The 26194-nt window shown below is 61.9% G+C and carries 24 protein-coding genes; 9 read left to right on the forward strand and 15 right to left on the reverse strand.

Features of this window, described 5'->3' with window-relative positions:
- Window positions 1–33: 33 nt before the first annotated feature.
- Window positions 34–1578 carry a Rieske 2Fe-2S domain-containing protein gene (locus NCS03_RS17500; RefSeq protein ID WP_250529477.1) on the reverse strand — a complete coding sequence of 515 codons (1545 nt, stop codon included), beginning with the start codon at window positions 1576–1578 and terminating at the stop codon, window positions 34–36.
- Between the two features lie 221 nt (window positions 1579–1799).
- On the opposite strand from NCS03_RS17500, the gene NCS03_RS17505 reads away from it, so the two are divergent.
- Entirely contained in the window at window positions 1800–2492 is a 693-nt protein-coding gene (locus NCS03_RS17505; RefSeq protein ID WP_008353303.1) for a GntR family transcriptional regulator, read from the forward strand.
- A 77-nt stretch (window positions 2493–2569) separates the two neighbouring features.
- Here the strand turns inward: NCS03_RS17505 and NCS03_RS17510 are convergent, their stop codons facing one another.
- Entirely contained in the window at window positions 2570–3883 is a 1314-nt protein-coding gene (locus tag NCS03_RS17510) for an MFS transporter (protein WP_175979360.1), read from the reverse strand.
- Window positions 3884–4003: 120 nt separating this feature from the next.
- Here NCS03_RS17510 and NCS03_RS17515 point away from each other — a divergent pair, with 120 nt between their 5' ends.
- Window positions 4004–4915, forward strand: a complete 912-nt coding sequence (locus NCS03_RS17515) for a LysR substrate-binding domain-containing protein (RefSeq protein ID WP_250529478.1) — start codon at window positions 4004–4006, stop codon at window positions 4913–4915.
- A gap of 7 nt (window positions 4916–4922) precedes the next feature.
- Here NCS03_RS17515 and NCS03_RS17520 read toward each other — a convergent pair whose 3' ends face one another.
- The 3 genes from NCS03_RS17520 to NCS03_RS17530 form a co-directional block, all read right to left on the reverse strand.
- Entirely contained in the window at window positions 4923–5255 is a 333-nt protein-coding gene (locus NCS03_RS17520) for a hypothetical protein (protein ID WP_008353299.1), read from the reverse strand.
- Window positions 5256–6292: 1037 nt separating this feature from the next.
- On the reverse strand, window positions 6293–7822 hold the full coding sequence (locus tag NCS03_RS17525) for a sensor histidine kinase (protein ID WP_250529479.1): 1530 nt from the start codon (window positions 7820–7822) through the stop codon (window positions 6293–6295).
- A complete protein-coding gene (locus NCS03_RS17530; RefSeq protein ID WP_250529480.1) occupies window positions 7819–8550 on the reverse strand; it encodes a response regulator transcription factor in 732 nt (243 codons plus the stop codon). Before NCS03_RS17530 ends, NCS03_RS17525 begins: the two co-directional genes overlap by 4 nt.
- A gap of 183 nt (window positions 8551–8733) precedes the next feature.
- Here NCS03_RS17530 and msrB point away from each other — a divergent pair, with 183 nt between their 5' ends.
- The 3 genes from msrB to msrA are packed head-to-tail and all read left to right on the forward strand — an operon-like array spanning window position 8734 to window position 11838.
- Complete coding sequence (gene msrB / locus NCS03_RS17535; protein WP_008353296.1) at window positions 8734–9237, forward strand: peptide-methionine (R)-S-oxide reductase MsrB; 504 nt, start codon at window positions 8734–8736, stop codon at window positions 9235–9237.
- 43 nt (window positions 9238–9280) lie between these two features.
- On the forward strand, window positions 9281–11101 hold the full coding sequence (locus tag NCS03_RS17540; protein ID WP_250529481.1) for a cytochrome c biogenesis protein DipZ: 1821 nt from the start codon (window positions 9281–9283) through the stop codon (window positions 11099–11101).
- A gap of 41 nt (window positions 11102–11142) precedes the next feature.
- The gene (msrA, locus tag NCS03_RS17545; protein WP_250529493.1) at window positions 11143–11838 is read left to right on the forward strand and encodes a peptide-methionine (S)-S-oxide reductase MsrA; all 696 of its coding nucleotides are present in this window, start codon (window positions 11143–11145) and stop codon (window positions 11836–11838) included.
- Here msrA and NCS03_RS17550 read toward each other — a convergent pair.
- Window positions 11802–12929, reverse strand: coding sequence for an aminotransferase class I/II-fold pyridoxal phosphate-dependent enzyme (locus NCS03_RS17550; RefSeq protein ID WP_250529482.1), 1128 nt, complete (start codon window positions 12927–12929; stop codon window positions 11802–11804). The two genes, msrA and NCS03_RS17550, sit on opposite strands and share 37 nt — an antisense overlap.
- 94 nt (window positions 12930–13023) lie before the next feature.
- Here NCS03_RS17550 and NCS03_RS17555 point away from each other — a divergent pair, with 94 nt between their 5' ends.
- A complete protein-coding gene (locus NCS03_RS17555) occupies window positions 13024–13917 on the forward strand; it encodes a LysR family transcriptional regulator ArgP (RefSeq protein WP_250529483.1) in 894 nt (297 codons plus the stop codon).
- 3 nt (window positions 13918–13920) lie between these two features.
- Here NCS03_RS17555 and NCS03_RS17560 read toward each other — a convergent pair whose 3' ends face one another.
- The 3 genes from NCS03_RS17560 to NCS03_RS17570 form a co-directional block, all read right to left on the reverse strand.
- Window positions 13921–14298, reverse strand: coding sequence for a DUF427 domain-containing protein (locus tag NCS03_RS17560; RefSeq protein WP_250529484.1), 378 nt, complete (start codon window positions 14296–14298; stop codon window positions 13921–13923).
- A 94-nt stretch (window positions 14299–14392) separates the two neighbouring features.
- Complete coding sequence (locus NCS03_RS17565; protein ID WP_250529485.1) at window positions 14393–14725, reverse strand: DUF4148 domain-containing protein; 333 nt, start codon at window positions 14723–14725, stop codon at window positions 14393–14395.
- 103 nt (window positions 14726–14828) lie between these two features.
- Window positions 14829–15722, reverse strand: a complete 894-nt coding sequence (locus NCS03_RS17570; protein ID WP_250529486.1) for a ketopantoate reductase family protein — start codon at window positions 15720–15722, stop codon at window positions 14829–14831.
- A 458-nt stretch (window positions 15723–16180) separates the two neighbouring features.
- On the opposite strand from NCS03_RS17570, the gene NCS03_RS17575 reads away from it, so the two are divergent.
- A complete protein-coding gene (locus NCS03_RS17575; protein ID WP_008353287.1) occupies window positions 16181–16891 on the forward strand; it encodes a FadR/GntR family transcriptional regulator in 711 nt (236 codons plus the stop codon).
- A gap of 13 nt (window positions 16892–16904) precedes the next feature.
- Here the strand turns inward: NCS03_RS17575 and NCS03_RS31160 are convergent, their stop codons facing one another.
- Window positions 16905–17033 carry a hypothetical protein gene (locus NCS03_RS31160; RefSeq protein WP_268811586.1) on the reverse strand — a complete coding sequence of 43 codons (129 nt, stop codon included), beginning with the start codon at window positions 17031–17033 and terminating at the stop codon, window positions 16905–16907.
- A gap of 37 nt (window positions 17034–17070) precedes the next feature.
- Here NCS03_RS31160 and NCS03_RS17580 point away from each other — a divergent pair, with 37 nt between their 5' ends.
- A complete protein-coding gene (locus NCS03_RS17580) occupies window positions 17071–17544 on the forward strand; it encodes a ferritin-like domain-containing protein (RefSeq protein WP_008353286.1) in 474 nt (157 codons plus the stop codon).
- A 66-nt stretch (window positions 17545–17610) separates the two neighbouring features.
- On the opposite strand, the gene NCS03_RS17585 is transcribed toward NCS03_RS17580, so the two are convergent.
- Window positions 17611–18267: a peroxiredoxin gene (locus NCS03_RS17585; RefSeq protein ID WP_250440627.1), complete on the reverse strand. Its 657-nt coding sequence runs from the start codon at window positions 18265–18267 to the stop codon at window positions 17611–17613.
- A 432-nt stretch (window positions 18268–18699) separates the two neighbouring features.
- Between NCS03_RS17585 and NCS03_RS17590 the strand changes: the two genes are divergently transcribed.
- Complete coding sequence (locus NCS03_RS17590; RefSeq protein WP_033535977.1) at window positions 18700–20208, forward strand: amino acid permease; 1509 nt, start codon at window positions 18700–18702, stop codon at window positions 20206–20208.
- Between the two features lie 34 nt (window positions 20209–20242).
- Here the strand turns inward: NCS03_RS17590 and NCS03_RS17595 are convergent, their stop codons facing one another.
- From NCS03_RS17595 to NCS03_RS17610, 4 genes are all read right to left on the reverse strand, one after another.
- On the reverse strand, window positions 20243–22243 hold the full coding sequence (locus NCS03_RS17595) for an acyl CoA:acetate/3-ketoacid CoA transferase (RefSeq protein WP_250529487.1): 2001 nt from the start codon (window positions 22241–22243) through the stop codon (window positions 20243–20245).
- A gap of 96 nt (window positions 22244–22339) precedes the next feature.
- On the reverse strand, window positions 22340–24265 hold the full coding sequence (locus tag NCS03_RS17600; protein WP_175979374.1) for a potassium transporter Kup: 1926 nt from the start codon (window positions 24263–24265) through the stop codon (window positions 22340–22342).
- A gap of 122 nt (window positions 24266–24387) precedes the next feature.
- Window positions 24388–25224 carry a shikimate dehydrogenase family protein gene (locus NCS03_RS17605; protein WP_008353278.1) on the reverse strand — a complete coding sequence of 279 codons (837 nt, stop codon included), beginning with the start codon at window positions 25222–25224 and terminating at the stop codon, window positions 24388–24390.
- 82 nt (window positions 25225–25306) lie between these two features.
- A complete protein-coding gene (locus NCS03_RS17610; RefSeq protein ID WP_008353276.1) occupies window positions 25307–26041 on the reverse strand; it encodes an ABC transporter ATP-binding protein in 735 nt (244 codons plus the stop codon).
- Window positions 26042–26194 lie beyond the last annotated feature (153 nt).

Below are 26194 nucleotides of genomic sequence, written 5' to 3' on the forward strand. Positions count from 1 at the left end.
GCGAGCGCGCCATGCGCCCTCGCGTCGGCCGGCTTATTGCTTCATCGCGAGTTCGAGTTCCTCGAAGCGTTCGCGTACGAATGCGGTACGTGCATCACCCTTCAGCTTTTCGCTTTCCGCAAGGATCGCAACGATCTGCCTCGTCACCTTGCGACGGCGCACGACTTCTTCTTCGACGGTTTCGCCTTCGGGGATCTCGAACACATTGCCCGAGCAGAAGCTATTCGGCGCGCCCGCGTTCTCACGAAACCATTCCGCGAAGTTTTGCGCCGACGCGGCCGGATTCGAACCGCGCAACGCGTCGCGCAGCATCTTGCGGAACAGGAACAGGCCCGCGTCGAACTTCGTCGGATTCTCGAGCGCATGCACCGCGATTGGCCGTTGGCTGATGATGGCTTCGTAGTCGCCGGGCGCGTATTGCGCCTGCTTGTAGTTCGCACGCTCACGATGATTGGGCGGAATCGGCACGATGTCCTCGATCGTGTATTCGGCGAAGCGCTCGGGACGACGCATCGCGACCTGGCCGTCGAGGAAGTCGATCGACTCATAGCCCACCAGTTCCTTCTTGCCGATACCGCGCGTATCGATGCCGGGGCCCATGACGCGCCAGCCGATCATCTTGCTGTTTTGGTCGTCGACCGGAACCGTCCATCGGATGATATGAAAGCGGCTGAAGAGCTTCTTCTTCGAACCATCTTCCGATGTATAGGCATGCAGGCTCAGATTTGGCAGCACTTGATGCTGCACGCGCACGAACAAGCGGTCCTTGTTCACGCGGCGCGCGCCCGCGCACGCCAGACTGCGGCCTTGTTGGACCGGCTGAAAATGCATGTCGGGCGCGACTTCCATCGACGCTGCGCCGACTTCGTCGAACGTCGTGCCCTGGAACTGCCCTTTCACCACGTTCTTCGCGGCATGCAATGCGGTCGGATGAAAGTTATCGGCGGCGTTGTCCTGAACCTGCAACCAGTTGCAATGCTGGAAGTTGCTGTAGGGCACGAGTTCGTCGCCGGGCATCACGGTGTAGTCGCCTTCCCACTCCGGAAACGGCGGCTCGTTTTCCGGCGGTCCCATGTAAGCGAACACGAGACCGTGACGCTCGACTGCCTTATACGCACCCTGCCGAATGGAACACGCGTACTTTTCGGCCTCTTTCTCTTCGCCCTTCGGAAACGGCACATGCAGGCACGCGCCGTCCACGTCGAACACCATGCCGTGATAACAGCACATGATGCCGCGCTCTTGAATCGCGCCGTATTCGAGCGATGCGCCGCGATGCGCGCAATGCGCGTGCAGCAGACCCACACGCCCGCTGCCGTCGCGGAATGCCACCAGTTCTTCGTTGAGGATCTTCAGAAAGCGCGGCGTGTCGGTCAGCTCCATCGACATGCAGACCGGATGCCAGAAGGCGCGCATGTATTCACCCATCGGCGTCCCGGGGCCCGTCTCCGTCAGTTCCGGATCGTGGCCCGGCACCTTGTTCACGTAGTAACCGCCGTAGGGCACGAGCTTCTTGACTGTCGCGGCCGCGCCGCCGCTGCTCTGATGCCCTTCCAGCTTGTCCGATTTGATGGTCATGGGAAATCCTGTTTCGAGTGGGGTTGAATCGATCGATGCCTGAGACCTGAATTCTGCCTTCCGAACTCCGAACTCTGTATACAAAGATTAGCGATGTGGATCGGCGTTGTCTCTATGGGTAAACGTGAATGAAAACAGGCACGCGATAACGTTGCGTTGACGCGTAAGGCCGGCCCGCTGTACCCTTGCCGTATTCTGTATCCAGAACTTACGCTCGAATCATGCCCGCCAAACTTCTCAAGCTCCAGGCCCGCACCGACTATGTCGACGAGGTCTACAAAGTTCTGCTCGACGCCATCAGTTCGGGTTCGCTCGCGCCCGGCACGCGCATCACGCAGGAAGAGATCGCCGAACAGCTTGCGGTTTCGCGCTCACCCGTCCTGCAGGCGCTGCGTCTGCTGAAGAAAGACGGTCTTGTCGTCGATGCGCCCGGACGCGGTCTCCTCGTCACGCCGCTCGACCCCGCATGGATCAGTCATCTCTATGAGATTCGCGGCGCGCTGGATTCGCTCGCTGCGCGTCTCGCCGCCGAACGCGGCGCGAAGATCGACAAGGCGATCATCACCAATGGCAGGCGCGCGTCGAAGAGCGACGATGTCAAGGCGATGATCGATGCCGACATGGCCTTTCATAACGCGATCTACGTGGCATCGGGCAATCCGTTGATCGCCGAGACCGCGCAGACGCACTGGGTTCATCTGCGCCGCGTGATGGGCGCCGTGCTGCAGGCATCGGGACAACGCAAATCGATCTGGGACGAACATGCTGCCATCGCGGCGGCCATCGCGGAAGGCAACGGCCACCGTGCCGCCGAACTTACCGATCTGCATACCGCCAACGCGCGAAGAAACCTCGTCGAACGGCTCGGCGTCGTGCTGAGCGAGCAACGCGAACGGGAATCGGAAGCAACGTGATCTCACGCACGGGTTGCGAGTTGCATCGACGGCGAAAGCCCCTGTTTCAAGGGGCCGTTTCGCTTGGCGTGCGCGAGTCAGTCGCTGCGACGGCGGCTGTTCACGAGCGCGGCGGGCACCGCGAACACGAGCAGGCTGCCGATCACGCAACTCGCCGCGAGACCGAGCACGCCGCTGCCCGTCGAACCCGACTGCGTCTGGATCACGCCGATGAGCCAGGGACTCACGACGCCCGAGATGCTGCCCACGGAATTCGCAAGCGCAAGGCCCGCGGCCGCAGCGCCGCCGCTGAGAATCGCGGGCGGCAGAACCCAGAACTGCGAGATGGTCGTGACTACGCCCATCGTCGCGAGCGTGAGACCGATCATGCCGAAGAACGTGGAGTGCGCGTACATCACGCTCATAAAAAGGCCGAGCGCGCCGACGAAACCCGCGCCCGCAAGATGCCAGCGTCGCTCGCCACGCTTGTCCGAGCTATGGCCGACCGCGAGCATTGCAATGGCGCCCGCTGCATAGGGAATCGCCGAGAGCAGGCCGATATCGAGCGGATCGGTCACGCCGCTCGCCTTGACGAGCGTCGGCAGCCAAAAGCTCACGCCGTAGAGCCCCATCGTGAAGAAAAAGTACGTCACGGACAGCAGCAGTACTTTCGGATGCAACAATCCATCCTTTACCGAATGCAGCGCATGCGCCGGCTCTTCGTCGCGCAGATTGGCTTCGAGCATTGCTTTTTGCGAGTCGTTGAGCCACTTCGCATCGGCGACCTTGTCGTCGAGATAGAAGTACGCGACCACGCCCAGAACGGCCGTCGGAAGGCCTTCGAGCAGGAAGAGCCATTGCCATCCCGCGATGCCGTGCGCGCCGCCCATATGCGTCATGATCCAGCCGGACAGCGGCCCGCCAACGACGCCGGACATCGGAATGCCCGTCATGAAGAGCGCGGTTACTTTGCTTCGGCGCGAAGCGGGAAACCAGTACGTGAGATACAGCAGGATCGCCGGAATGAAGCCTGCTTCGGCCACGCCGAGCATGAAGCGCATGATGTAGAAGCTCGTCGGCGTCGTGACGAACATCATGCCGGCAGAGATCACGCCCCACGTCACCATGATGCGCGCGATCCAGCGACGTGCGCCCACGCGCAACAGAATGAGATTGCTCGGCACCTCGAACAGCAGATAGCCGACGAAAAACACGCCCGCGCCCGCACCGTAGACGGCGTCGCTGAAATGCAGATCGTTGAGCATCTGCAACTTCGCGAAGCTCACGTTGATGCGATCGAGATACGCGCACAAATAGCACACGAAGAGAAATGGCAGCAGACGCCATGTCACCTTCGCATACGTCGACGATTCATCGCCTGTCAGATACGCAACCGGACTGTGGGAACTCATGCTTTGTCTCCTGGTTATGTCATGCGTCTGGATCGCTCACATGTTCGTCACCTCAAACCAGAAAGACAAACGATGCCTGTTCATCCATCCATGACAGGCTCTCATGCATAAGGTATTTCCATGAGGCGCATTCCGAACTTCGTACTCCTGCGCGCATTCGAAGCAGCCGCGCGTCTGGGAAGCTTCACGCTTGCCGCAAGCGAGCTTCATCTTACGCAATCGGCGATCAGTCATCAGGTCAAGGAACTCGAGCAGTATTTCGGCAGGCCGCTCTTTCATCGGCGCAACCGGCGCGTGGAGACGACGTCCGAAGGCCGTCGCCTGCATGAAAGTCTCGGACGCGTGTTCGATGTCATCGAAGCCGCATGCGCCGAAGTCACGCTCGATCCGCTCGCGCAAGTGCTCGCCGTTCATTGCGCGCCGAGCTTCGCCGTGAAATGGCTCGGGCCGCGTCTGCCCGAATTCATGCAGGCCCATCCGAACGTGACGATACGTCTGTCGTCGGACGCTGAGCCCGCCGATCTCGCACGCGCGCGCGAAGTCGACGTTGCCATTTCATATGGCTTCGCACACGAACGTGCCGGTGTCGTCTCGCGCGCACTGGGCACGGAGCGCATCATCCCGATGTGTTCTCCGTCCTTGTTGCAGGAAGGCGTGCCAGCGCCGGAGCACATTGCGAGGATGACGCTGATCGACTCGCAACTCAGCCGTGTGACGTGGCCCGGCTGGTTCGAGCTCAATGGGCTCGACATGCCACGCGGGCCGCGGCCTTCGTTCGACCGTGCGGCGCTCGCGATATCCGCGGCGGTGGATGGCATGGGCGTCGCGCTGGAAACGACGCGCCTCGCCGAGCGCGAGCTTGCGCGCGGCGATCTGATCGAGTTGGGCGCGGGTGTGTTCGCGCCGCTCGCAAGGGAGACGCACTTTCTCTCTTATCGCGCCAACGAACGTGATGTCGAAAAAGTGAAATGTTTCTGCGACTGGGTGCTGGCGAAGGCTGGCCTCGAAGACGCGAAAGAAGTCGAAGCGTGAGGCGAAATCATGCCGCCTGTCTCGCCCGCTCCTCCTCGACCATCCGGGCGTGTGCATACACGCGATCGCGTTCGCGCGCGACGAGCGTGCGCTTGCGTGCAAGCGTCTGTCGATGATATTTCGGGTCACCCATCTGCATCACGTATTCACCGTGACGATGACGCAGGTAGCGCTGGAAAAACTCGGCGCCGGGCAAGCCGCTGTCGAGCGCCATGAGCACGCCGTAGTCGATGTCGTGCACATCCCCGAGTGCCTTGATTGCGGATTCGAGCGCGGCATAACGCTGCGGCAGTGGCACCCCCTTGTCGCATAGCGCATGAAAGCGCTGATAAGTCAGCACTTGTCCGTGCGATGCACACCGCCATAACACTTTCGCAAGCCGTTGACTGAGTTCCGTTTCCACGTTTCCTCCCGCAAGGTGCGCGGATCGTATGAGTGTGACATTCCACCGTCATTCGGATTTCGAAGACGGCATGCGGTTGCCTGGAAAATCACCTGCAACGCCAGAAGATATGCGCAACGCTCGCCATTGCGCCAAATCGCCTTGCGCGCATCGCCGAAAGCGTCATGCAATGCGGCCAGGTCGAAGAAACCTGTCTATGAAGATTCAGTTGAGCACGTTTTAATAATTCGCATGTTTCTATTTCCCACGCTGAAAGAAAGAACTCATATAGCGAAGAACACGAAATGCGATAAACGTCTATGCTTATTAGACCTTTCACAATGCACCTATAGCATTGCGCACGAATCCGCACCGCTGCATGATGCAGCAGTGGGACTCGCGGGAACCTTCTGACACGAGCGACTCGGCGCGACTTGTGTGCGCTTTCGCTTAATATTGACCTCGGCGGGTCTTATTGATTGCCACGCCACAGCGCCGTAACTTTCGACCAGCAACCATGCGCGGCGGCTGCGACTCGATTACATGCTAGCAAACATATTGCAGGAAACCAAGGAAAGATTCCACATGAAAGAACGTTCCGCGCTTTCGCGCGGCTGTCGTTCGGCATTTTTTTCCATCGTCGCCTGCGGCCATATCGGCCGATCAATTCGCAATGCAATGAAGAGGAGCCTCTAAAGAAACCATATAACTTGCTTAAGCAAAGACGCCACGCAGATTACGCGCCGTTTCACCGGCTCCGCTCGGCGCGCACTTCACACGCGGCACACTTCTTAAGATTGGTTTAAGTCTGAGAGACTAAAACGTCATCAAACGCGGGCAAGATAGTGCCCCTTGCAATTTGCTTCGTATCGGTTTTCACGAAAACGTCCACGCGGATGGTCAGGCCGGGCAACGCCGCACGCGCAATCCAACAGCGCGATCAGGCGCAGGCGACGACCATCCCATTCAGCCCGGCAGAAATGCCGGGCTTCTTTTTAACCGCGCCCTCCGCGCACTTGCGGCGCGCCATTGCCGGTCTGCGTAATGGCGACGGGCAGATCGAAGTGAAACGTGGTGCCCGTGTCTTTCGAATCGATCAGGCGAATCTGGCTGCCGTGCAATTGCAGCATGCGTTGTACGATGAGCAGCCCTAGCCCGCCGCGATGCGCGCCGCCCGAAGCGAACGGACGCATGAAGAGCGCCTTGCGCATTTCCGGCGGAATGCCCGTACCCGTATCGCTGATCGTGACTTCCACTCTGTCAGATCGTTCGCGCGCAAGCGCAAGTGTCACGTCGACGACGCCTTGCGCAGGCGTATGACGGATCGCGTTATCGAGCAGATTCGTGAACACGCGCTCGATCATGCCGAGGTCCGCCGTTACGTTCGGCAAGCGTGGCGCGATCTTGGCATTCAGGCGCACGCCTCGCGATTGCGCGGGCAGTTCGAACTTTTCGAATACGTCCTGCACCAGATCGGCGAGAGAGAACGCCTCGGCTTCGGGCGCGACCATGCCGTGTTCGAGTTTCGCCAGTTCGAACAATGACTGCGCGAGATGACCCACCTTCGCGCTCTGTGCAAGCGCGATCGACAGATAACGACGCCGATCGGTATCCGGCAGCGTGTCGGACTTGAGCGACAGCGTCTCGAGATAACCATGCAGCGATGACAGCGGCGTGCGCAAATCGTGCGAGATGTTCGCGACCATCTCGCGACGCTCGCGATCCTGCTGACCCAGCGCGCGCCACTGCTCGCCGATGCGTTCCGCCATCTGCGCGAACGCGCTTTCGAGCACGACGATCTCGTCGCGTTCGTTCGCCCGCGCATCGGGCGTGTCGATGCGCGCGAGCGCCGGCGGTTCTGCTGGCGCGCCACGCGCGTCGAACTTGCGCATTGCTTCGGTGAGGCGGCGCAGCGGCCGCGTAACGAGCCCGAATGCAACGAGGCCCGCGACGAGCCCGAGCAATGTGACGAGGCCCATCGACGCGAGCGTGGTGCGCAACACCGCGCTCGCCGATGCCTTCGCAGCCAGCGCATCGTGCTCCTCGCCGAGCAGCACGACATAGACATAGCCGAACGGCGGCTTGCCGGGCGCGGCGAGCGGCGCTGCGCTGAAGACTTTGCGCTTGCCCTCGCTGCGCGGATCGTCACCGAGAATCGGCAACACGGCGCCGTCGAGGAACTGCCGCACCGGCGCGAGATCGACATGATCGCGCTTGAGATGTCCGGGCGGCGCATCGTCGGCACGCACGCGCCCCGTGTTATCGAGCAGATAGACTTCGACGCTCGGGTTCACCACCATCAACTGACTGAAGAGCCGGCGCACGGCGGGCGCATCGATGTCGTTGGCATCGGCGAGCGCGCCGTCACGCGCGATATGCGCCGCAAGCCCGCGCGAAAGACTCTGAATGACTTCCTTCTCGCGCAGATCGCTCGCGCGAATCTGCAGCCACGCCGATGCGCCGCAGCACGCGAGCAACAGCACGCAGAACACCGCGAAGAGCCGTTGCGACAAGGTGAGCTTCACGACGCGCCATCCTTGCCGTCAGGCGATTGCGCCGCGAGCTTATAGCCGTGGCCCCATACCGTGAGAATGCGCTTCGGATCGGCTGCATCTTTCTCTACTTTCGCGCGCAAACGATTGATATGCGTATTGACCGTGTGCTCATAACCTTCATGCCGATAACCCCACACCGCATTGAGCAGGTCCATGCGCGAGAACACCTTGCCCGGATGACGCGCGAAGTGATAAAGCAGATCGAACTCGCGCGGCGTGAGTTCGATGAGCGCGCCATCCACCCATGCTTCGCGCGCGAGCGGATCGATCGCGATGCCCGCCACTTCGATGCGCCCCTTCTCCAGCCGCGAGTCCTTCGCGACCGCATCGACGCGGCGCAGCAGCGCCTTCACGCGCGCGACGAGTTCGAGCACCGAGAACGGCTTCGCAAGATAGTCGTCCGCGCCGAGTTCGAGGCCGAGAATGCGATGCACCTCGCTCGAACGCGCGCTCGTGATGATGATCGGCGTATAGCGTGTCATCGCGCGCGCACGCCGGCAGATTTCGAGGCCGTCGACGCCGGGCAGCATCAGATCCAGAATCAGCGCATCCCATCCGCCCTGTTCGAGCAGGCGCAGCCCTTCGGCGCCATCGGCGCTATGCACGACTTCGTAGCGTTCGTCGCGCAGGTTGAGACTCAGCACATCGGCGATATGCATGTCGTCTTCGACGATCAGAATGCGTTTCGGATGATCCATGAGGAATGTTATCGGCAGAGAAAAACACGCGCGCCCAATCCGCAGAACAATGGACGAGCGTCTGTGCCATTGTGCAGAAAAGCGCGCGGCCAAGTATCACATTTAATTTAACTTTCGGTGAGGACTCGGGGATGCGCGCGCGAATACGATGCCGCTACACCACTCGAACCCGAGGCACGCATCATGCAAACCCGACGCCGCTTTCTCCTCACAGGCACCGCGGCCGCCGCCGCAGCGTTCGCACTGGGCGGACGCTTTCGCGCGCTCGCGGCCGATCCGAAGACGCAGGAAAGCTTCGAAATCGTCCATAGCGACGATGAATGGCATCGTCTACTCGATCCGGTGCAATTCGACGTATTACGCCGCGAAGGCACCGAACGCCCTTATACGAGCCCGCTCAACGACGAGCATCGCGCGGGCACGTTCAGTTGCGCGGGTTGCAAGCTGGCGGTGTTCTCCTCGCGCACCAAGTTCGACAGTCATACCGGCTGGCCGAGTTTCTGGGCGCCGCTCGATCATGCGGTCGCGACGCGCATCGACGGCTCGTTCGGCGTCGTGCGTACCGAAGTGCATTGCCGGCGCTGCGGCGGTCATCTGGGCCACGTCTTCGACGACGGTCCGAAGCCGACGGGCCTGCGCTACTGCATGAACGGCGTCGCGATGAACTTCACGCCCGGCGCAGCCTGAATCGCGCCAGCACTCCGATCAACCTCGACCACCCGATACCATCATGCTGCTCATCGTTCTTGCCTATCTCGGCGGCGCGCTGACGATTCTCAGTCCGTGCATCCTGCCGGTGCTTCCCTTCGTGTTCGCGCGCGCGGATCAGCCGTTCGTGAAAAGCGGCTTGCCGTTGCTCGCGGGCATGGGCCTGACTTTCGCCGTCGTCGCGACGCTCGCGGCCGTCGGTGGCGGCTGGGTCACGCAGGCCAATCAATACGGTCGCTGGGCGGCCATCGTCCTGCTCGCAGTGTTCGGCCTCACACTGCTGTTGCCGAGTCTCGCCGAGCGCGTGATGCATCCGCTCGTGAGCGCGGGCAATCGTCTCACCGCATTCGCGCAACGCGGCGACGGCAAGCCGAGCTTCGTCGGATCGTTCATGCTCGGCATCGCGACCGGTCTTCTGTGGGCGCCCTGCGCAGGCCCGATCCTCGGACTCGTGTTGACGGGCGCGGCGCTCAACGGCGCGAGCGTCGGCACGACTCTGCTCCTGCTCGCGTATGCAGCGGGCGCGGCGACCTCGCTCGCGGTTGCCTTGCTGATCGGCGGACGCGTGTTCGCCGCGATGAAGCGCTCGCTCGGCGCAGGCGAATGGGTGCGGCGCGGCATCGGCGGGGCGATGCTGCTCGGCGTTGTCGCGATCGGGCTCGGGCTGGACACCGGCGTGCTCGCTCGTGTATCGACGGTCGCCACCTCGGGCATCGAACAACAGCTCGTCGACAAGCTCTGGAACAAGAACCAGGGCGCGATGATGATGTCCGCGAACGCGGCGAAGGTCGATAACAACGGACCCGCGATGATGCGCGCGAGCACCGAGCCGCCGAAGTCGCCGAACCCCGCGCCGCTGCCCGTGGAAGGCACGCTGCCTTCGCTCGATGGCGCGGTGCAATGGCTCAACTCGCCGCCGCTTACAAAGGAAGCGTTGCGTGGCAAGGTCGTGCTCGTCGATGTATGGACGTACTCGTGCATCAACTGCCTGCGCACGTTGCCGTATGTGAAGACGTGGGCGCAGAAGTATCACGATCAGGGGCTTGTCGTGATCGGCGTGCATGCACCGGAGTTCGCATTCGAGCGCAACGTCGATAACGTGAAGAAGGCGGTTCACGATCTCGGTATCGATTATCCCGTTGCGATCGACAACAACTTCGCGATCTGGCGCGCGTTGAATAATCAGTACTGGCCGGCGCGTTATTTCATCGACGCCAAGGGGGATATCCGCTATCACCACTTCGGCGAAGGCGATTATGCGCACTCGGAGCAGGTGATTCAGCAACTGCTTGCCGAAGCGGGTCACGGCGCCGCGCCTGCCATGGCGATGAGCGCGAAGCATGACGATAACGACATCGGTCAGGGCGCGATGATGCAGGCCGACAACGCGGACATGCGTTCGCCTGAAACGTATATCGGTTACGAACGCGCGCAGCAGTTCATGTCGCCGGGCGGCGAAACGCAGGATCGCATTCACGACTATGCCGCGCCCAACGCCCTCGACGTCAACGACTGGGGACTCGCGGGCGCGTGGAAGGTCGGCGCCGAGCACGCGACGCTCGAAGGCGCGACGGGGCGCATCGTGTATCGCTTTCATGCGCGCGATCTGCATCTCGTGCTCGGGCCGTCGAAAGATGGCAAGCCGGTGCGCTTTCGCGTGAGCATCGATGGCGCGGCGCCGGGCGCATCGCATGGCAGCGACATTCAGGCGGACGGAAGCGGCACCGTGACCGAACAGCGCCTCTATCAGTTGGTGCGGCAGGCGGGCCCCGTCGCCGACCGCACGTTCACCATCGAATTTCTCGACCCCGGCGTCGAAGCGTATGCCTTCACGTTCGGTTGAATGCGACTTCTTGAGGAGCAGACATGTTCAGGACCAACAGCATGACATTCAAGGCCGTCAGCGTGGCCGTATTGTTCGCGGGCGCGTTCGCACTGCAGCGCGTCGCGCATTCGAGCGAGGAAGCCGTGAAGATTCCGCCGCCCGCGCATGACGAAAGCGCGACGGCCGTGCATACGGAAACGGCCGTATTCGCGGGCGGCTGCTTCTGGGGCGTGCAAGGCGTGTTTCAGCACGTTCGCGGCGTGAAGGAAGCGCTGTCGGGCTATGCGGGCGGCGCGGCCGGCACGGCGCAATACGATCGCGTGAGCGAAGGCGATACCGGTCATGCGGAATCGGTGCGGATCACGTATGACCCGGCGCAGGTGTCGTACGGCAAGCTGCTGCAGATCTTCTTTTCGGTCGCGCACAATCCGACGCAACTGAACTATCAAGGCCCCGATCACGGCACGCAATATCGCTCGGCCGTATTCCCGACGAACGCAGCGCAGCGCGAGATCGCCAATGCGTATATCGCGCAGCTCGACAAGGCGCATGTGTATGGCGGCAAGATCGTCACGAAGATCGAAGACTACAAGGGCTTCTATCCGGCCGAAGGCTATCACCAGAACTATCTGACGGAGCATCCGGAAAGCCCTTATATCTCGATCAACGATCTGCCGAAAGTGGCGAACCTGAAGCAGATGTATCCGGACGCCTATCGTCAGGACGCGGTGCTCGTGACGGTCGCATCCAAATAGGCATCGACGATCGCGAGCACATCGGGCATGTTGCGCCTGCCGAAACCGAGGCGCACATGCTCGTCGCCGTGATCGACCAGCGTCGAGGGCAAGAGCAGCACGCCCGTGCGTTCGAGCAGTTCTGCGCAGAACCGCTCGGCGCTTTCGCGCTTCAACCGCACGAAACCGATCGTGCCCGCGCGCGGACGATGCCACTCGAAACGATCCGCATGGCGCGCGAAGAAGGCGTCTAGCACGCCCAGATTCGCGCGGATGATCGAAACATTGCGTTCGATAAGCGCATCAGTGTGGCGCACTGCAATCGCCGACAGATACTCGCTCGGCGCGCTGTTGCTGATGGTGAGATAGTCCTTGAACGTGCTCATGCGTTCGAGCACTTGCGCGCTCTTCGTCGCGATCCAGCCGAGGCGCAGGCCGGCGAGCCCGTGCGTCTTCGAGAGCGCACCGAGTGAAATCGCGCGCTCGTACACATCGCATGCGGCGGGCAGATGATCCGCGCGATCATGTTCGAGCCCGCGATACACCTCGTCGGTGAATAGCCATAGTCCATGCTTGCGCGCGAACGCGACGATCGCATCGAACACGTCGCGCGACGGCAGATAACCGGTCGGATTGTGCGGCACGCACATCACGAGCGCGCGTGTGGCCGGCGTGACGAGCGTTTCGAGCTCCGCCGGATCGAGCGACCAGCCCGCTTCTTCGCGCGCCTTCCACGGCGCAACGCTCACGCCCAGCGCCTCGGCCACCGTGTAATGCGACTGATAGCCCGGCATATGCACGATCATGTGATCGCCTGGCGCGAGCATCGTGTTCATGAACGAATAGATCGCTTCCTGAGCGCCCGTGTGCACGATGATCTCGTCAGCATCGATGTTCTCGTACAGCGTCGCCAGTTCGCGCCGCAGCGCGGGTGCGCCGGGATATTCCGTATAACCGAGCCAGGTATCGCGCAGACCGTCGATCGAGTCCGGTTCATATGCAAGCAGTTCGCCGATCGACATCGATTCGGGATCGGAACTGCACAACAGATGGCGCGCGGTGAATTCGTGCTGCGAGAAATAGCGTTCGAGTTTGAACGGGTTCGGTTGCATCGCGTCGCTTGATCGGAATGGAAGAAGGCTCTAGTTTGCGCGTCTGATGTACATTCACGCAGCTAAACTTTCTAGTTCCGATTAAGGAACGCTAATGCTCGACTACGCTCTCCTCGATTCGCTGCTTGCCGTCGTGCGCACCGGTTCTTTCGAGCGTGCGGCGCGCGAACTGAACGTCACGCCTTCGGCCGTCTCGCAGCGCGTGAAGCTCCTTGAAGAGCGCGTGGGCGCCCTGCTCGTCAAGCGCGGCCAACCATGCGAAGCAACTGCTTCCGGCGCGCTCTTGTGCCGCCACACCGAACGCGTGCAATTGCTCGAAGCCGAACTCGGCGGGCGCATGCCGGCCTTACCGGGCGCGCAGAGCGGGCGGCGCGCGAAATTGCGCATCGCGGTGAACGACGACAGCATGAGCACATGGTTCATCGACGCCGCGGCGGACTTTTGCATCGAACGTGAACTGCTGCTCGATGTCGTCGTCGACGATCAGGATCACACGGCGCAACGCATCCGCGAAGGCGATGTGCAAGGCGCGATCACCACGCAAGCCGAGCCCGTTCCCGGCTGGCGTTCGATGAAGCTCGGACGCATGCGTTATCGCGCGGTATGTTCGCCCGCGTACTTCGCGCGCTATTTCGCCGATGGCCTCACGCGCGATGCGTTGCGCCGCGCGCCCTGCGTCAATTTCAACGAAAAGGATGAATTGCAGAAGCGCTTCATCAAACGCATGAGCCGCGCGGAGATCGAACCGCCCGCGCATGTCGTGCCGCATGGCGATGGCTTCGTGCGCGCGTGCACGTCGGGGCTGGCGTGGGGAATGTGTCCGCAACGGCTCGTCGCGCAGCACGTCGAAAACGGCGACCTGGTGGAAGTGTCGCCCGGTGCGCGCTTCGACGTCGATCTTTACTGGCAGAGCTGGCGTCTTTCGATCGGCTGGCTGGACGACTTCAGCGCGATGCTCAAACATTGCGCCAGATCGTTTCTCGATTGAGCATTACGCTTCGCGGGTTTCGATCGAATCCACGCGATCTCGATAGAACGCGAGATGATCTTTTATCGACGCAACAGCCTCATAAGGAGACTCATACGACCACACCGCGTTGGCCGACTTTTGTCCACCTGAAGGGATACTGTAATAGCTGCACTCACCCTTGTAAGGGCAGTATGTCGTTTGCGACGTGCGTTCGAGTTGCGACATGTCCACGTCCTTGCGCGGCACATATAGCACCTCGGGATACGATGCCTCGCGCAATGAAAGCGCTTCGGTCGTATCGGCGATCACGCGTCCGCCCGCTTTGACCAGCACGCGCGACGGACTGCGCTCGATCGTGATCGGATGATCGGGACCGGGAATCTTGACGGCTTTATCCATGAGTGTCTTCCTGCGAACGAACGCACCATAGCGAACGGAAGAATCGATGGTAACGCCGTTGCGTCGAACACGCAGAACCCGGCCCCTCGCAGCATCAATGACCGAAATAAAGGGGCTTGGTGCCGTCGTTGTCCATCCGCGGCATCGCGCGCATGCCTGCAGCCGAGCGGCCGCTGGTCGCGCCGCCGTAGGAAGTCATATCGGCGTTATAGGCATTGTTCTGCCCCGATGCGCGGCGCTCGGCGCGCTGGATATCCGACGGATACGAAGTCTGGTCCGAGCGCGACGGATCGTAGCCCGCTGCTTCGACCTGCCTCAGATCTTCCTTCACCTGACCCCGCGTAAGCGACGAATCGGTTTGCGCGAATGAAAGCGCCGGCGCCACCACTACAGCGGCGACGGCCACGGCTTTGACGAACGATTTCATGGTGAACCTCCGGTATGTTGGCCTGCGCACGGTGATTTCTGTGCGTGCTTCATACTCAGCATCGCCCGTGCCCGGCAACGACCGTCGTCCGTCTAAAACGCGCCTACGAACCCTTGCTCTCGATTGCCTTGACGAGCGCATGCAGCACGCGATTCGCCGGCGTCGGCACGCCGAGCGCTTCGCCACGCCGCACGATCAGCCCGTTCAGATGATCGATCTCGCTCTTCTTGCCGCGCGCGAGATCCTGCGCCGTCGACGAGAACTGATTCGGCATCGTCTCGGCGATACGGCGCACGGCGGCATCGACATCGCCGGGAATCGTCACGTTGTCCGCTTTCGCGACCGCAAGGCATTCGTCGACGACATCGCGCATCGTGCGTGTAATGCCCTCGCCGTGCACGAGCTTTCCATAAGGCAACTGCGTGATCGCAGACAGCGCGTTGTAGGCGCAATTCAGCACGAGCTTCGCCCATAGCGCGCCGCGCACGTTGTCGGAGATTTCGGTCGGCACGCCCGCCGCCACGAGCGCACGCGCAACGCCTTCGCTCTTCGTCGATGGCTCGATCACGAGTTCACCGCGTCCGTTGTGCTTCACGTGCCCCGGCCCCGCCATTTCCGTCGCGACGTACACGACAGCGGCCGCCGCCTCTTGCGGCAACAGTTCGCGCAGGCGCTCCGCATTCTCGACGCCGTTTTGCAGCGACAGCAGCAGCGCATCGTGTTCGAGATAAGGCGCGAGTGCCTTCGCGGCGCTTTCGGTGTCCGTGGACTTCACGCAGAAGAGCACGAGTTGCGCGCCCTTCACGGCGCTCGCATCGGTGCTCGCGGCGACGTGTACCCGTTCGTCGAAATGCTGCGTGTCGAGCCGCAAGCCGTCGCGTTCGATCGCCTCGACATGCGTCGGCCGCGCGATCAGCACGACCTCGTGACTCGCGCGCGCGAGCATGCCGCCGTAATAACAACCGACCGCGCCCGCACCCATGACGGCGACTTTCATGTTTCGCTTCTCCCGTTGCGATGTTGAACTGTGGCTCGAAAAGGTAACACATGGCTGCGGACGGTCCGTTACGTCACGGATGTTGCGCAAACGCTTGCGGACTTCGCATGGATTCGCGCATCTGCCCGTGTCCACGCGATTTTGTGGTCGGACGCACCATAGTCAGTCGAATTCGCGGCTCACCATATTGTTAAAACGGGCCACGCACAATACGCTTCTTTCAGCGGATCGACGATGCTGTCCAAACAATGCCGACCGCTGCGGGGTGTGCGGCCAAGGCCGCATCGAGTAGTCAAATCCGGGGGACCAAATACACGGCGTGCCGGGCAAGCGCATCGCGCGAGCGGTCGACCGTGCGGCGCACCGAGGCGCCGTGAACTTAGACAAGCGCTGGCCTTGCCGCTCGGCGACGAGCAGCTCGAAGCCGCAGGCGCGGGCGTTATCACGAGAACAAAAACATGAATCATGGATATGAAGCATCGCTCGTCAAGCGCGTGGTGAATCAACTCGTCGCGGGCATCGTGAGCGGCGAATACCAGGACAACGTGCTTCCGCCACAAGTCATTCTTTCGAAGAAGCACGGTGTGAGCCGGACCATCATGCGAGAGGCGTTGAGCATTCTCATCTCGCGCCGCATGCTCGACGTGCGGCCCAAGACGGGGACGCGCATCAAGCCTGCCCGCGAATGGCTCATCATGGACCCGGAAGTCGCCGAGTGGCGCATGCGTGCGCTGCACGATCCCGACTGCATCCGCAGGCTGATGGAATTTCGCGCGCTCGTCGATCCGCCTGCCGCCGCGCTCGCCGCGACGCGTGCGAACCGGCATCAGCGCATCGCCATCAACGCGGCCTATCAGCGGCTCCTGCATGCGAGCCCGTCCGAACCCTTGCAGTCCGCCGCCGAAGAGGCGCTGCAGGCCGCCATCGTCGATGCAAGCGGCGATGAAGTGCTAAGGCAGATGGGCAGCGTCGTGCGCGTCGGCATCCGCACCATGAAGGCGGCGCTGCGCAATCAGCCCCATGCGCTGCCGCGCGTGCCCGATTCGCAGCTCGGCGATTACGGCAGGCTCGTGCGCGCGATCGAAACCGCCGACGGCGACGGCGCGCGAGCGGCCATGTCGCAAGTGCTGTCGCGCACGGCCTCGCTCTGGATCGAAGAAATCGCCTGAAGCCGGTTCTGAATCACCATTCGGATGCAGCGGCGGGCAGGCCGCCCGCATCGCCTTCATGGCCCGCCGGGAGCGCATCTTGCGCGCCCGGACGCCGCACTTTCGCCTCGCATGCGCCGCGCGCGTGACTACAATGAGTCATGCCTGTGCATGCGCGGCGTTGAAAAACGGAGGCAAGAATGGCAGAGCTCGAAAAGGAAAGGGTCGTCGGCGTCCTGAACAAGATTCTCGAATCCGAACTGGCGGGTGTCGTGCGTTACACGCACTATTCGTTTCTCGTCTTCGGCTTCGGACGCATTCCCATCGTCTCGTGGCTGCGCGCACAGGCCGATGAATCCCTGCTGCACGCGCATCAGGCCGGCGAATGGATCACGACGCTCGGCGCGTATCCGTCGCTTGAGATAGGCCCGCTGCTCGACAATCACACGTTCGACATCGCGACGATCCTGCGCGAATCGCTGCAATCGGAAAACGTCGCGCTCGGTCAATATCGCGAGTTGCTCTCGCTCGTCGAAGACCGTTCCGTCGCGCTGGAGGAATACGCGCGGCAGATGATCCAGGTCGAGGAACTGCACGCGGGCGAAGTGGACAAGATGCTGCGCAGGCCCGGCGAAGTCGAAACGTCGCCCGAGCGACGCACGGGGCATAACTGAGCGAAATGAAAAGCGCCGGTCCGCATTTCGCGGGCCGGCGCCTGAGACGCCCGGAAGCGCCGTGGCTTACTTCGGCTGCGCGACCGTGCGCAGATAGGGCTTCAGCGTCTTGAAGCCTTCGGGATACTTCTTCTTCGCGTCTTCATCCGAGACGGACGTCGGAATGATGACGTCATCGCCCGGCTTCCAGTTCACCGGCGTCGCGACCGTGTGCTTCGCGTTCAGTTGCAGCGCGTCGAGCAGGCGCAGCACTTCGTCGAAGTTGCGGCCCGCGCTCATCGGATACGTGAACGTGGCCTTCACCTTCTTGTCCGGACCGACGATGAACACCGCGCGGATCGTCGCGTTGTCGTTCGCCGTGCGCGGATTCGCGCCGCTCGCGTTCGGATGGATCATGTCGTAGAGCTTCGCGACGTTGAGATCCGCGTCGCCGATCATCGGATAGTTGACCGCCGCGCCCTGCGTTTCCTCGATGTCCTTCGCCCACTGCGAGTGATTCGTCACCGGGTCGATCGAGAGGCCGATCACCTTCGTATTGCGCTTGTCGAACTCGGGCTTGAGCTTGGCCATATAACCGAGCTCGGTCGTGCAAACCGGCGTGAAGTCCTTCGGATGCGAGAACAGGATTGCCCATTTGTCGCCGATCCACTCGTGAAAGCGAATCGTGCCTTCGGTCGTCTCTGCCGTGAAATCGGGGGCTTCATCACCAATGCGTATAGCCATATCAAATCTCCACGTGAGGAAAAGGCCGGTGAACGCTCCATATGCATAAGAACGGTTTCCGGGTTAAGGATTGCAATCGTGAATGTGATTATAGTGCGCGATGCATCGGCAATTGATGACCGCTGGCGTCGTGTGGTCATGCGTCGCGCCGCACGAGCCACGGCGGATATAGCCAGCGGCACGTTTCCTGCTCCGTACCCGCGACGCCGTGAATAAGCATATTTCGTAAATGTCCGTTGCTCGCGTTTCGCACGGCGCCGCGCTCGAATTCGCCGGCGAAATCTGCTATCACGAGACACATACGTCAGACCGAACGTGCAAGTGCAAGGCCGCAGGCACCTGGATCATCGCGCAGTCGAACAGGCGACAGAATTCGCCGCGCCACCCGGCGTGGCCACGCTGCCGCCGCATAAGGAGGCGATCGTGACCGTCATGCAAAGAAAGTCCGTTGCTGCGTTGCAAAGCGAAGCGGCCGAAAGCGAGGAAGTGCTTCAGGAACACGGCGGCCACGCGCTGAAGCGTTCGCTCACCGCGCTCGATGTCGTGTTGCTCGGCATCGGCTGCATCATCGGCGCGGGGATTTTCGTGCTGACGGGCCACGCGGCCGCCACCAACGCCGGCCCCGCGATCATCATCTCTTTCGTGCTCGGCGCAATCGTTTGTGCGCTCGCTGGCCTGTGTTATGCAGAGATGGCTTCCACCGTGCCCGTATCGGGGAGCGCGTACACCTACGCTTATGCGACGATGGGCGAACTGATTGCGTGGCTCATCGGCTGGGATCTGATACTCGAATACGCGGTCGGCGCAACGACCGTCGCGATCGGATGGTCGGGTTATGTCGTGAGCTTTCTGCATTCGATCGGCATCGACATACCCGAGCAGCTTGCGAAAGCGCCTTTCGCTTACGATCCCGGTCACGGCTGGAGTCATGTCGGCGCGATCCTCAACGTGCCCGCGATGGTGATCGTCGGGCTCATCACGATTCTTCTGGTTATCGGCATACGCGAGTCGGCGCGTGTGAACAGCTTCATCGTCGTCATCAAGGTGCTGATCGTGCTCGCGTTCATCGCGGCGGGCATCGCCTATGTCGATACGAACCACTGGGTCACGGCGCAAAATCCGACCGGCGCGTTCATACCGCCGAATACCGGCGAGTCGGGCGTGTTCGGCATGAGCGGCGTGTTGCGTGGCGCGGCCGTCGTGTTCTTTGCCTATATCGGTTTCGATTCGGTATCGTGCGTCGCGCAGGAGACGCGCAATCCGCGACGCGACATGCCGATCGGCCTTCTCGGTTCGCTCACGATCTGCACCATTCTCTACGTGCTCGTTTCGTACGTACTCACCGGCATCGTGTCTTACGACAAGCTGAACGTGTCGGACCCGATCGCAGTCGGCGTCGATGCGATCGGCATGCGCTGGCTTTCGCCCATCGTGAAACTGGGCGCGATTTTCGGTCTGACGTCGGTGATTCTCGTGCTGTTGCTGTCGCAGCCGCGCATCTTCTATTCGATGGCGAAGGACGGACTCTTGCCACCGTTCGCATCGAAGATTCACCCGCGCTTTCACACGCCCTATATCACGACCATCATCACCGGCATCATCGTGATGATTCTTGCGGGACTGTTGCCCATCGGTCTCGTCGGTGAACTCGTGAGCATCGGCACGCTGTTCGCGTTCATGGTGGTGTGCATCGGCGTGCTCGTGTTGCGCATCACGCAGCCGAATCTCGAACGCGCATTCAAGACGCCCGCGGTGTATGTGGTCGCGCCGCTCGGCGCGTTGTCATCGCTCTTTCTGATGTCCGGCCTGCCCGCCGATACGTGGATACGGCTCATCGTCTGGATGGCGATCGGCGTCGTCATTTACTTCGGCTACGGCATACGTCATAGCAGGCTGCGCAATCAGCGAGAAGCCGCGCCGCGTCGCCCCGCTCGCGGATGACATTCGAAGGGCCGCTCGAATCGCGGCCCTTGCTTCATTCCGCCGCGCGTTTCGATTCGTGTTCGCGCGCTTCTTCAGGGCTTTCGTAGATATACGGCGCGACGCCGCGACGTTTCAGTGCGTCGCCGAGTTTCAGCCTTAGAAAGCTGCTCGTCGTATAGCGCGTCACGCGGTCATAGTGTCCATCGACGAGCTTCGTGACCATTTCCGAATACGCGTCGAGCATGTCGGGGCGAATCGAAAAGTTATCGTAGTTCACGATCGCGTGCGGCTTCGTCGTCACGCCCGCTAACTGCTTTTCGACTTCGCGGCGAATCGCTTCGACATCGCTCAGGCTCTTCACTTCATGGCCTTCGAAGTTGATGAAGAAGAGATTCTTCTCCGCGTCGTAGCTGAAGCGTTCGGAGAGATCGAGCCTCAGCAGGATATTGCGCAAGCCCATTGGCGCATCGCGGAAGATGCGTTCGTCCATCAGACGCGGCGGCGTGTCCATGATCGGCGCGAAACCCATTTGCGCGACGATGTCTCGCTCGATATCGACGCCCGGTGCGACCTCGGTCAGCGCAAGTCCCTTGTCCGTGAGTTCGAACACGCAGCGCTCGGTGATATAGATCACGGTCTGCCCGCGCTCCGCCGCATAACGCCCGCTGAACGTGCGATGCTCGACGGCATCGACGAACTTGCGGCATTCGCCTTCGCGGCGAACCTCGAGCTTGCCTTCGTTGATCGCGACATCGAGCTTGCCCGCATTGAAAGTGCCGACGAACACGACCTTCTTGGCCGCCTGGCTGATATTGATGAAGCCGCCCGCGCCCGCGAGCTTCGGCCCGAACTTGCTCACGTTGAGATTGCCTTCGCCGTCCGCTTGCGCAAGACCTAGGAACGCGATGTCGAGGCCGCCGCCATCGTAGAAGTCGAACTGATACGGCTGATCGATGATCGCCTGCGTATTCGTCGCCGCGCCGAAATTGAGGCCGCCCGCGGGAATGCCGCCGATCACGCCCGGCTCCGTCGTCATCGTGAAGAGATCGATCACCTGCTCTTCGTTCGCGACGCTCGCGATGCCCTCCGGCATGCCGATGCCGAGATTCACGACGCTATTGGCCATCAATTCGAACGCCGCTCGCCGCGCGATGATCTTGCGTTCCGTAAGCGACATCGGCGGCACCGAACTCGCGGCCACGCGCAATTCGCTCGAAAACGCCGCGCTGTATTGCTCGCCGAAGGTCTGCCAGTGATTGTCGGGCTTTGCCAGTACGACGCAGTCGACCATCACGCCGGGTATCTTCACTTGGCGCGAGTTGAGCGTGTTCGATTCCGCAAGCCGCTCGACTTGCGCGATCACGATGCCGCCCGAATTGCGCGCGGCCATCGCGATGGACAACGCTTCGAGCGTCAGCGCTTCCTTTTCCATCGTGACGTTGCCGTTGAGATCGGCGGTCGTGCCGCGCACGATGGCGACGTCGATCGGAAAGGTCTTGTAGTAGAGATAGTCCGTGCCGTCGATCTCCATGAGCCGCACGAGATCTTCCGTCGTGCGCGCATTGAGCTTGCCGCCGCCGTTGCGCGGATCGACGAAGGTGCCGAGCCCGACCGTCGAAAGTTGCCCTGGCCGATGCGCGGCGATATCGCGAAAGAGCTGCGAGATCACGCCTTGCGGCAGGTTATACGCTTCGATGCGATTCTCTATCGCCATCTTCTGAAGGCCCGGCACGAGTCCCCAGTGCCCGCCGATCACGCGCTTGACGAGCCCTTCGCGCGCCAGATGATTGAGGCCTTTGCTGCGGCCATCGCCCTGACCCGCCGCATACACGAGCGTGAGGTCCGCGATCGGATCGTCGCCTTCGACGAAGCGTTCTTCGAGCGCGATCGCCACTTCTTCCGCGAAGCCGATGCCGACGAAACCGCTCGTCGCGATCGTGTCGCCCGAGCGTATCAGCCGCACGGCCTCGCGCGCGGACGAGATCTTGCCGCGTTCGACGAGGCGCGCTGTCGATGGAAACGGATGGCGGGTCGGCGTGTTGCTGGCGGTCATGGCGTCTCCTGTCTGCCGCATTTCTTATCGTGAGTTTCGCTTGAATACGCGCCGCCTGCTTGCGTCGAACGCACGCAAATCAGCTGATTTGCGCCGTCATATCTCGACGCGCGCGCCGAGTTCGATCACGCGATCGGCCGGTAATCGCAAATAGGCCGCGACGTTGCCGACATTGTGCAACATGATCGCGAACAGCCGTTCGCGCCATAAGGCCATGCCGGCGCCGGGCGTCGGCACGACGGTCGCGCGCGACATGAAGTACGAGATCGTCGCGCGATCGAATTTCAGCCCGGCCCCGCGGCACTTTTCCAGCGCGGCGGGAAGATCGACTTCGTCCTTGAAACCGTAGTTCACCGTCACCTGGAAGCAGCCGTTGCCGAGCGTTTCGATCGACACGCGGCGCGCTTCGTCGACCCATGGCACAGGCTCGGTCGCGACCGTCAAAAAGACCGTGTGTTCGTGCAGCACGCGGTTATGCATGAGGTTGTTCAGCAGCGAATGCGGCACGCCGCTCGGATCGTTCGACATGAAGATCGCCGTGCCTTCCACGCGCGCCGGCGAACGTTCGAGCAGGTTGGCGAGAAACGGCTTGAGCGGCATCGTGCCCGCACGCGCGCGCGCTTCCTGAATCATCATCTGCGCACCGCGTCCCCACGTCGCCATGATCGTGAACATCACGAGACCGATCGCCACCGGGAACCAGCCGCCGTCCGCAATCTTCAGGCAATTCGCCGAAAAGAACATCGCGTCGATCACGAAGAAGAATGCGGTGGCGAAGATACATAGTGCCCAGTTGTATCGCCACGCATAGCGGATCACGAAGAACGTCAGCAACGTGGTGATGAGCATCGTGCCCGTGACCGCGATGCCGTATGCGGAGCCGAGCGCCGTCGACGAGCCGAAGCCGAGCACGGCCGCGACCACTGCGAGCAGGAGCGTCCAGTTGATGCCCGGCACATAGATCTGCCCGATCTCCCGCGCCGATGTGTACACGACGCTCATGCGCGGCAGAAAGCCGAGCTGCATCGCCTGCTTGGTCATCGAATAGGTGCCCGAGATCACGGCCTGCGATGCGATGACGGTCGCGATGGTGGAGAGCACGACCATCGGATAGAGCATCCACGATGGAAAGAGCCGGTAGAACGGATTCTGCAACGCGGCGGGATCGGCGATAAGAAGCGCGCCCTGACCGAGATAGTTGAGCGCGAGCGCGGGGAAGACGATCGCGAACCATGTCAGGCGGATGGGCCGCGAACCGAAGTGGCCCATGTCGGCATAGAGCGCTTCGGCGCCCGTGAGCGAAAGCACGACCGCGCCCAGCGCAACGAACGCGAGCCACCGATGCCGCATGCAGAACTCGAGTCCTTCGAGCGGATTGAGCGCCGCGAGGATATGCGGCGATTCCTTGATGTTCATGAGCCCCGACACGGCCAGCACGATGAACCACAGCACCATCACCGGCCCGAAGACGGCGCCGATGCCCGACGTACCGTGCTTTTGCATCACGAACAGCGCGACCAGCGCGACGAGCGTGAGGGGCACGACATAAGGCTGAAGGCCGGGCGCCGCCACTTCGAGGCCTTCCACTGCGCTCAGCACGGAAATGGCGGGCGTGATGACGCCATCGCCGTAAAAGAGCGCCGCGCCCATCACGCCGACGAGCAGCAGCACATGCTTCAGCCGCTTCTTCGATTCCACCGACGATGCCGCGAGCGCGAGCAGCGCCATGATGCCGCCTTCGCCGTGATTGTTGGCGCGCAGGATCAGCGTCACGTACTTGAGCGACACGATGATGGTGAGCGACCAGAAGATCAGCGACACGATGCCGATCACGTTCGCCGGCTGCAAAGGCAGGCCGCCCGCGGGATCGAACACGGTCTTGAGCGTATAGAGCGGACTCGTGCCGATATCACCGTAGACTACGCCGAGCGCCGCGAGCGAGAGCCCCATCAATGCCGGATGGCCGTGCGGCTTCGGCGCGTGATTGTCATCGGCCGGCAAGCCGGGTGCAGTCGATCCCATGATTCCTCCCTGCTTTTCCGAGCCGCGCGTGCGGGCGGCCTATTTGTCAGAGGATGAGCGTCTGCCTTGCTGTGTCGATAAAAGTATAGGAACGAAGCGCGGTTATGTCCGCGCAGGCTTCGCTACGCGTATTTGATCTGAGCGACCGCGCGCAGCTCGTCGGCAGTGGCGGTGCCGTAGCCGAAGAACTCCAGATACGCCGGAATCATCTCGAACAGCATGTCCGTGCCGACCTGCACGGCGCAGCCCTTGTCTTTCGCGGCGCGCAGGAGCGGCGTGTATTCCGACTTCATCACCACTTCGCCGACGAACGTGCCTGGCGCGATGCGGTCGATATCGAACGGCAACGGGTCCGTGTCCTTCATGCCGAGCGGTGTCGCGTTGACGATGACGTCGAAGCCGTCGGGATCTTTCGTATCGGTTCTGACGATCAGGTTCGGATAGTGCTCGCGCAAGCGCGAGGCGAGCCCTTCGACGGACGCCGTGTTGGTGTCGAAGATAGCGAGTTCCGCGACGCCCGCCGCCGCGAGCGATGCCGCGATCGGCGAGCCGACGCCGCCGCTGCCGAGCACGAGCACGCGTGTGCCCGCGAGTTTGCGGCCCTTGCGCTCGACGCCGCGCACGAAGCCCGCGCCGTCGAACTGATCGCCGACGAGCCTGCCGTCTTCGCGCTTCAGGATTGCGTTGCAGGCTCCGGCGATGCGCGCGGTGGGACTCACTTCATCCATCAGGCCGACGGTCGTGATCTTGTGCGGCATGGTGACGAGCGCGCCGCGGATGTTCGTCAGCTTGAACAGATGCGGCAGGAACGCGACGTAATCGTCGGGTTTGACGCCCATCGGCACGACGACCGCATCGATGCCCTGTTTGTCGAACCAGGGGTTGTAGATCATCGGCGCCTTGAACGCTTCGGTCGGGTAGCCGAGGTGAGCAATCAGAGTGGTCTTGCCGCTGATCATGGCAGCTCCTTTCACGATGTCGGACGCGCGCGGTCGCGCTCCGATCATGATAGAGCGGATTGCGTCTGCCGCAGTGCGGCAATCAGTGACTCGCGCCGAGGTAGGCCGCCTTCACCGACGGATCGTTGCGCAACTGCTCTGCGGGGCCGTGTGTCGCGACGCGTCCGTTTTCGAGCACGTAGCCGTAATCCGCGACATTGAGCGCTGCGGCTGCGAACTGTTCGACTAGCAGCATCGTGACGCCGTCCGCTTTGAGGCGCTCGATGATGCGAAAGACTTCGTCGACGAGAATGGGCGCGAGACCCATCGACGGTTCGTCGAGCAGGACGAGGTCCGGATTGAGCATGATGGCGCGCGCCATGGCGAGCATCTGCTGTTCGCCGCCCGATAGCGTGCCGGCGAGTTGATTGCGGCGTTCTTTCAGACGCGGAAAGAGTTCGATCGCGCGTTCGAGATCGGCGCTGACATCGCCCTTCGGGCGCGACCATGTGAGACGCGGGAAAGCGCCGAGCAGCAGGTTATCGGTGACGGACATGGTCGCGAATACGCGGCGTCCTTCTGGTGAATGCGCGAGTCCGAGGCGCGCGATCTTGTGCGAATCGAGCGAATCGATGCGCTTGGAGTTGCTGCCGACGCCCATTGTGATTTCGCCCTCGGTCGGCTTGATCATGCCGGAGATGGCGCGCATCGTCGTGGTCTTGCCGGCGCCGTTCGAGCCGATCAGCGTGACGACTTTTGCCTTCGGCACGTTCAGTGAGATGCCGTGGAGGACTTTGACTTTGCCGTAACCGGCGTGGAGGTTTGTTATCGTCAGCATTTTTCTTTTTCGGCTTTTGGGGGAATCCTGTGATCGTGTCGGTCTATTAGCACTGCCCCTGTGCGGGGCGGCACTCACTTTCTTTGCTGCTGCAAAGAAAGTAAGCAAAGAAAGCAGCCTCTGATACGCCCGCGGTCACACGCAATTTGGGTA

This window comes from Caballeronia sp. ATUFL_F1_KS4A (assembly GCF_023630905.1).
Lineage (GTDB): Bacteria > Pseudomonadota > Gammaproteobacteria > Burkholderiales > Burkholderiaceae > Caballeronia > Caballeronia zhejiangensis.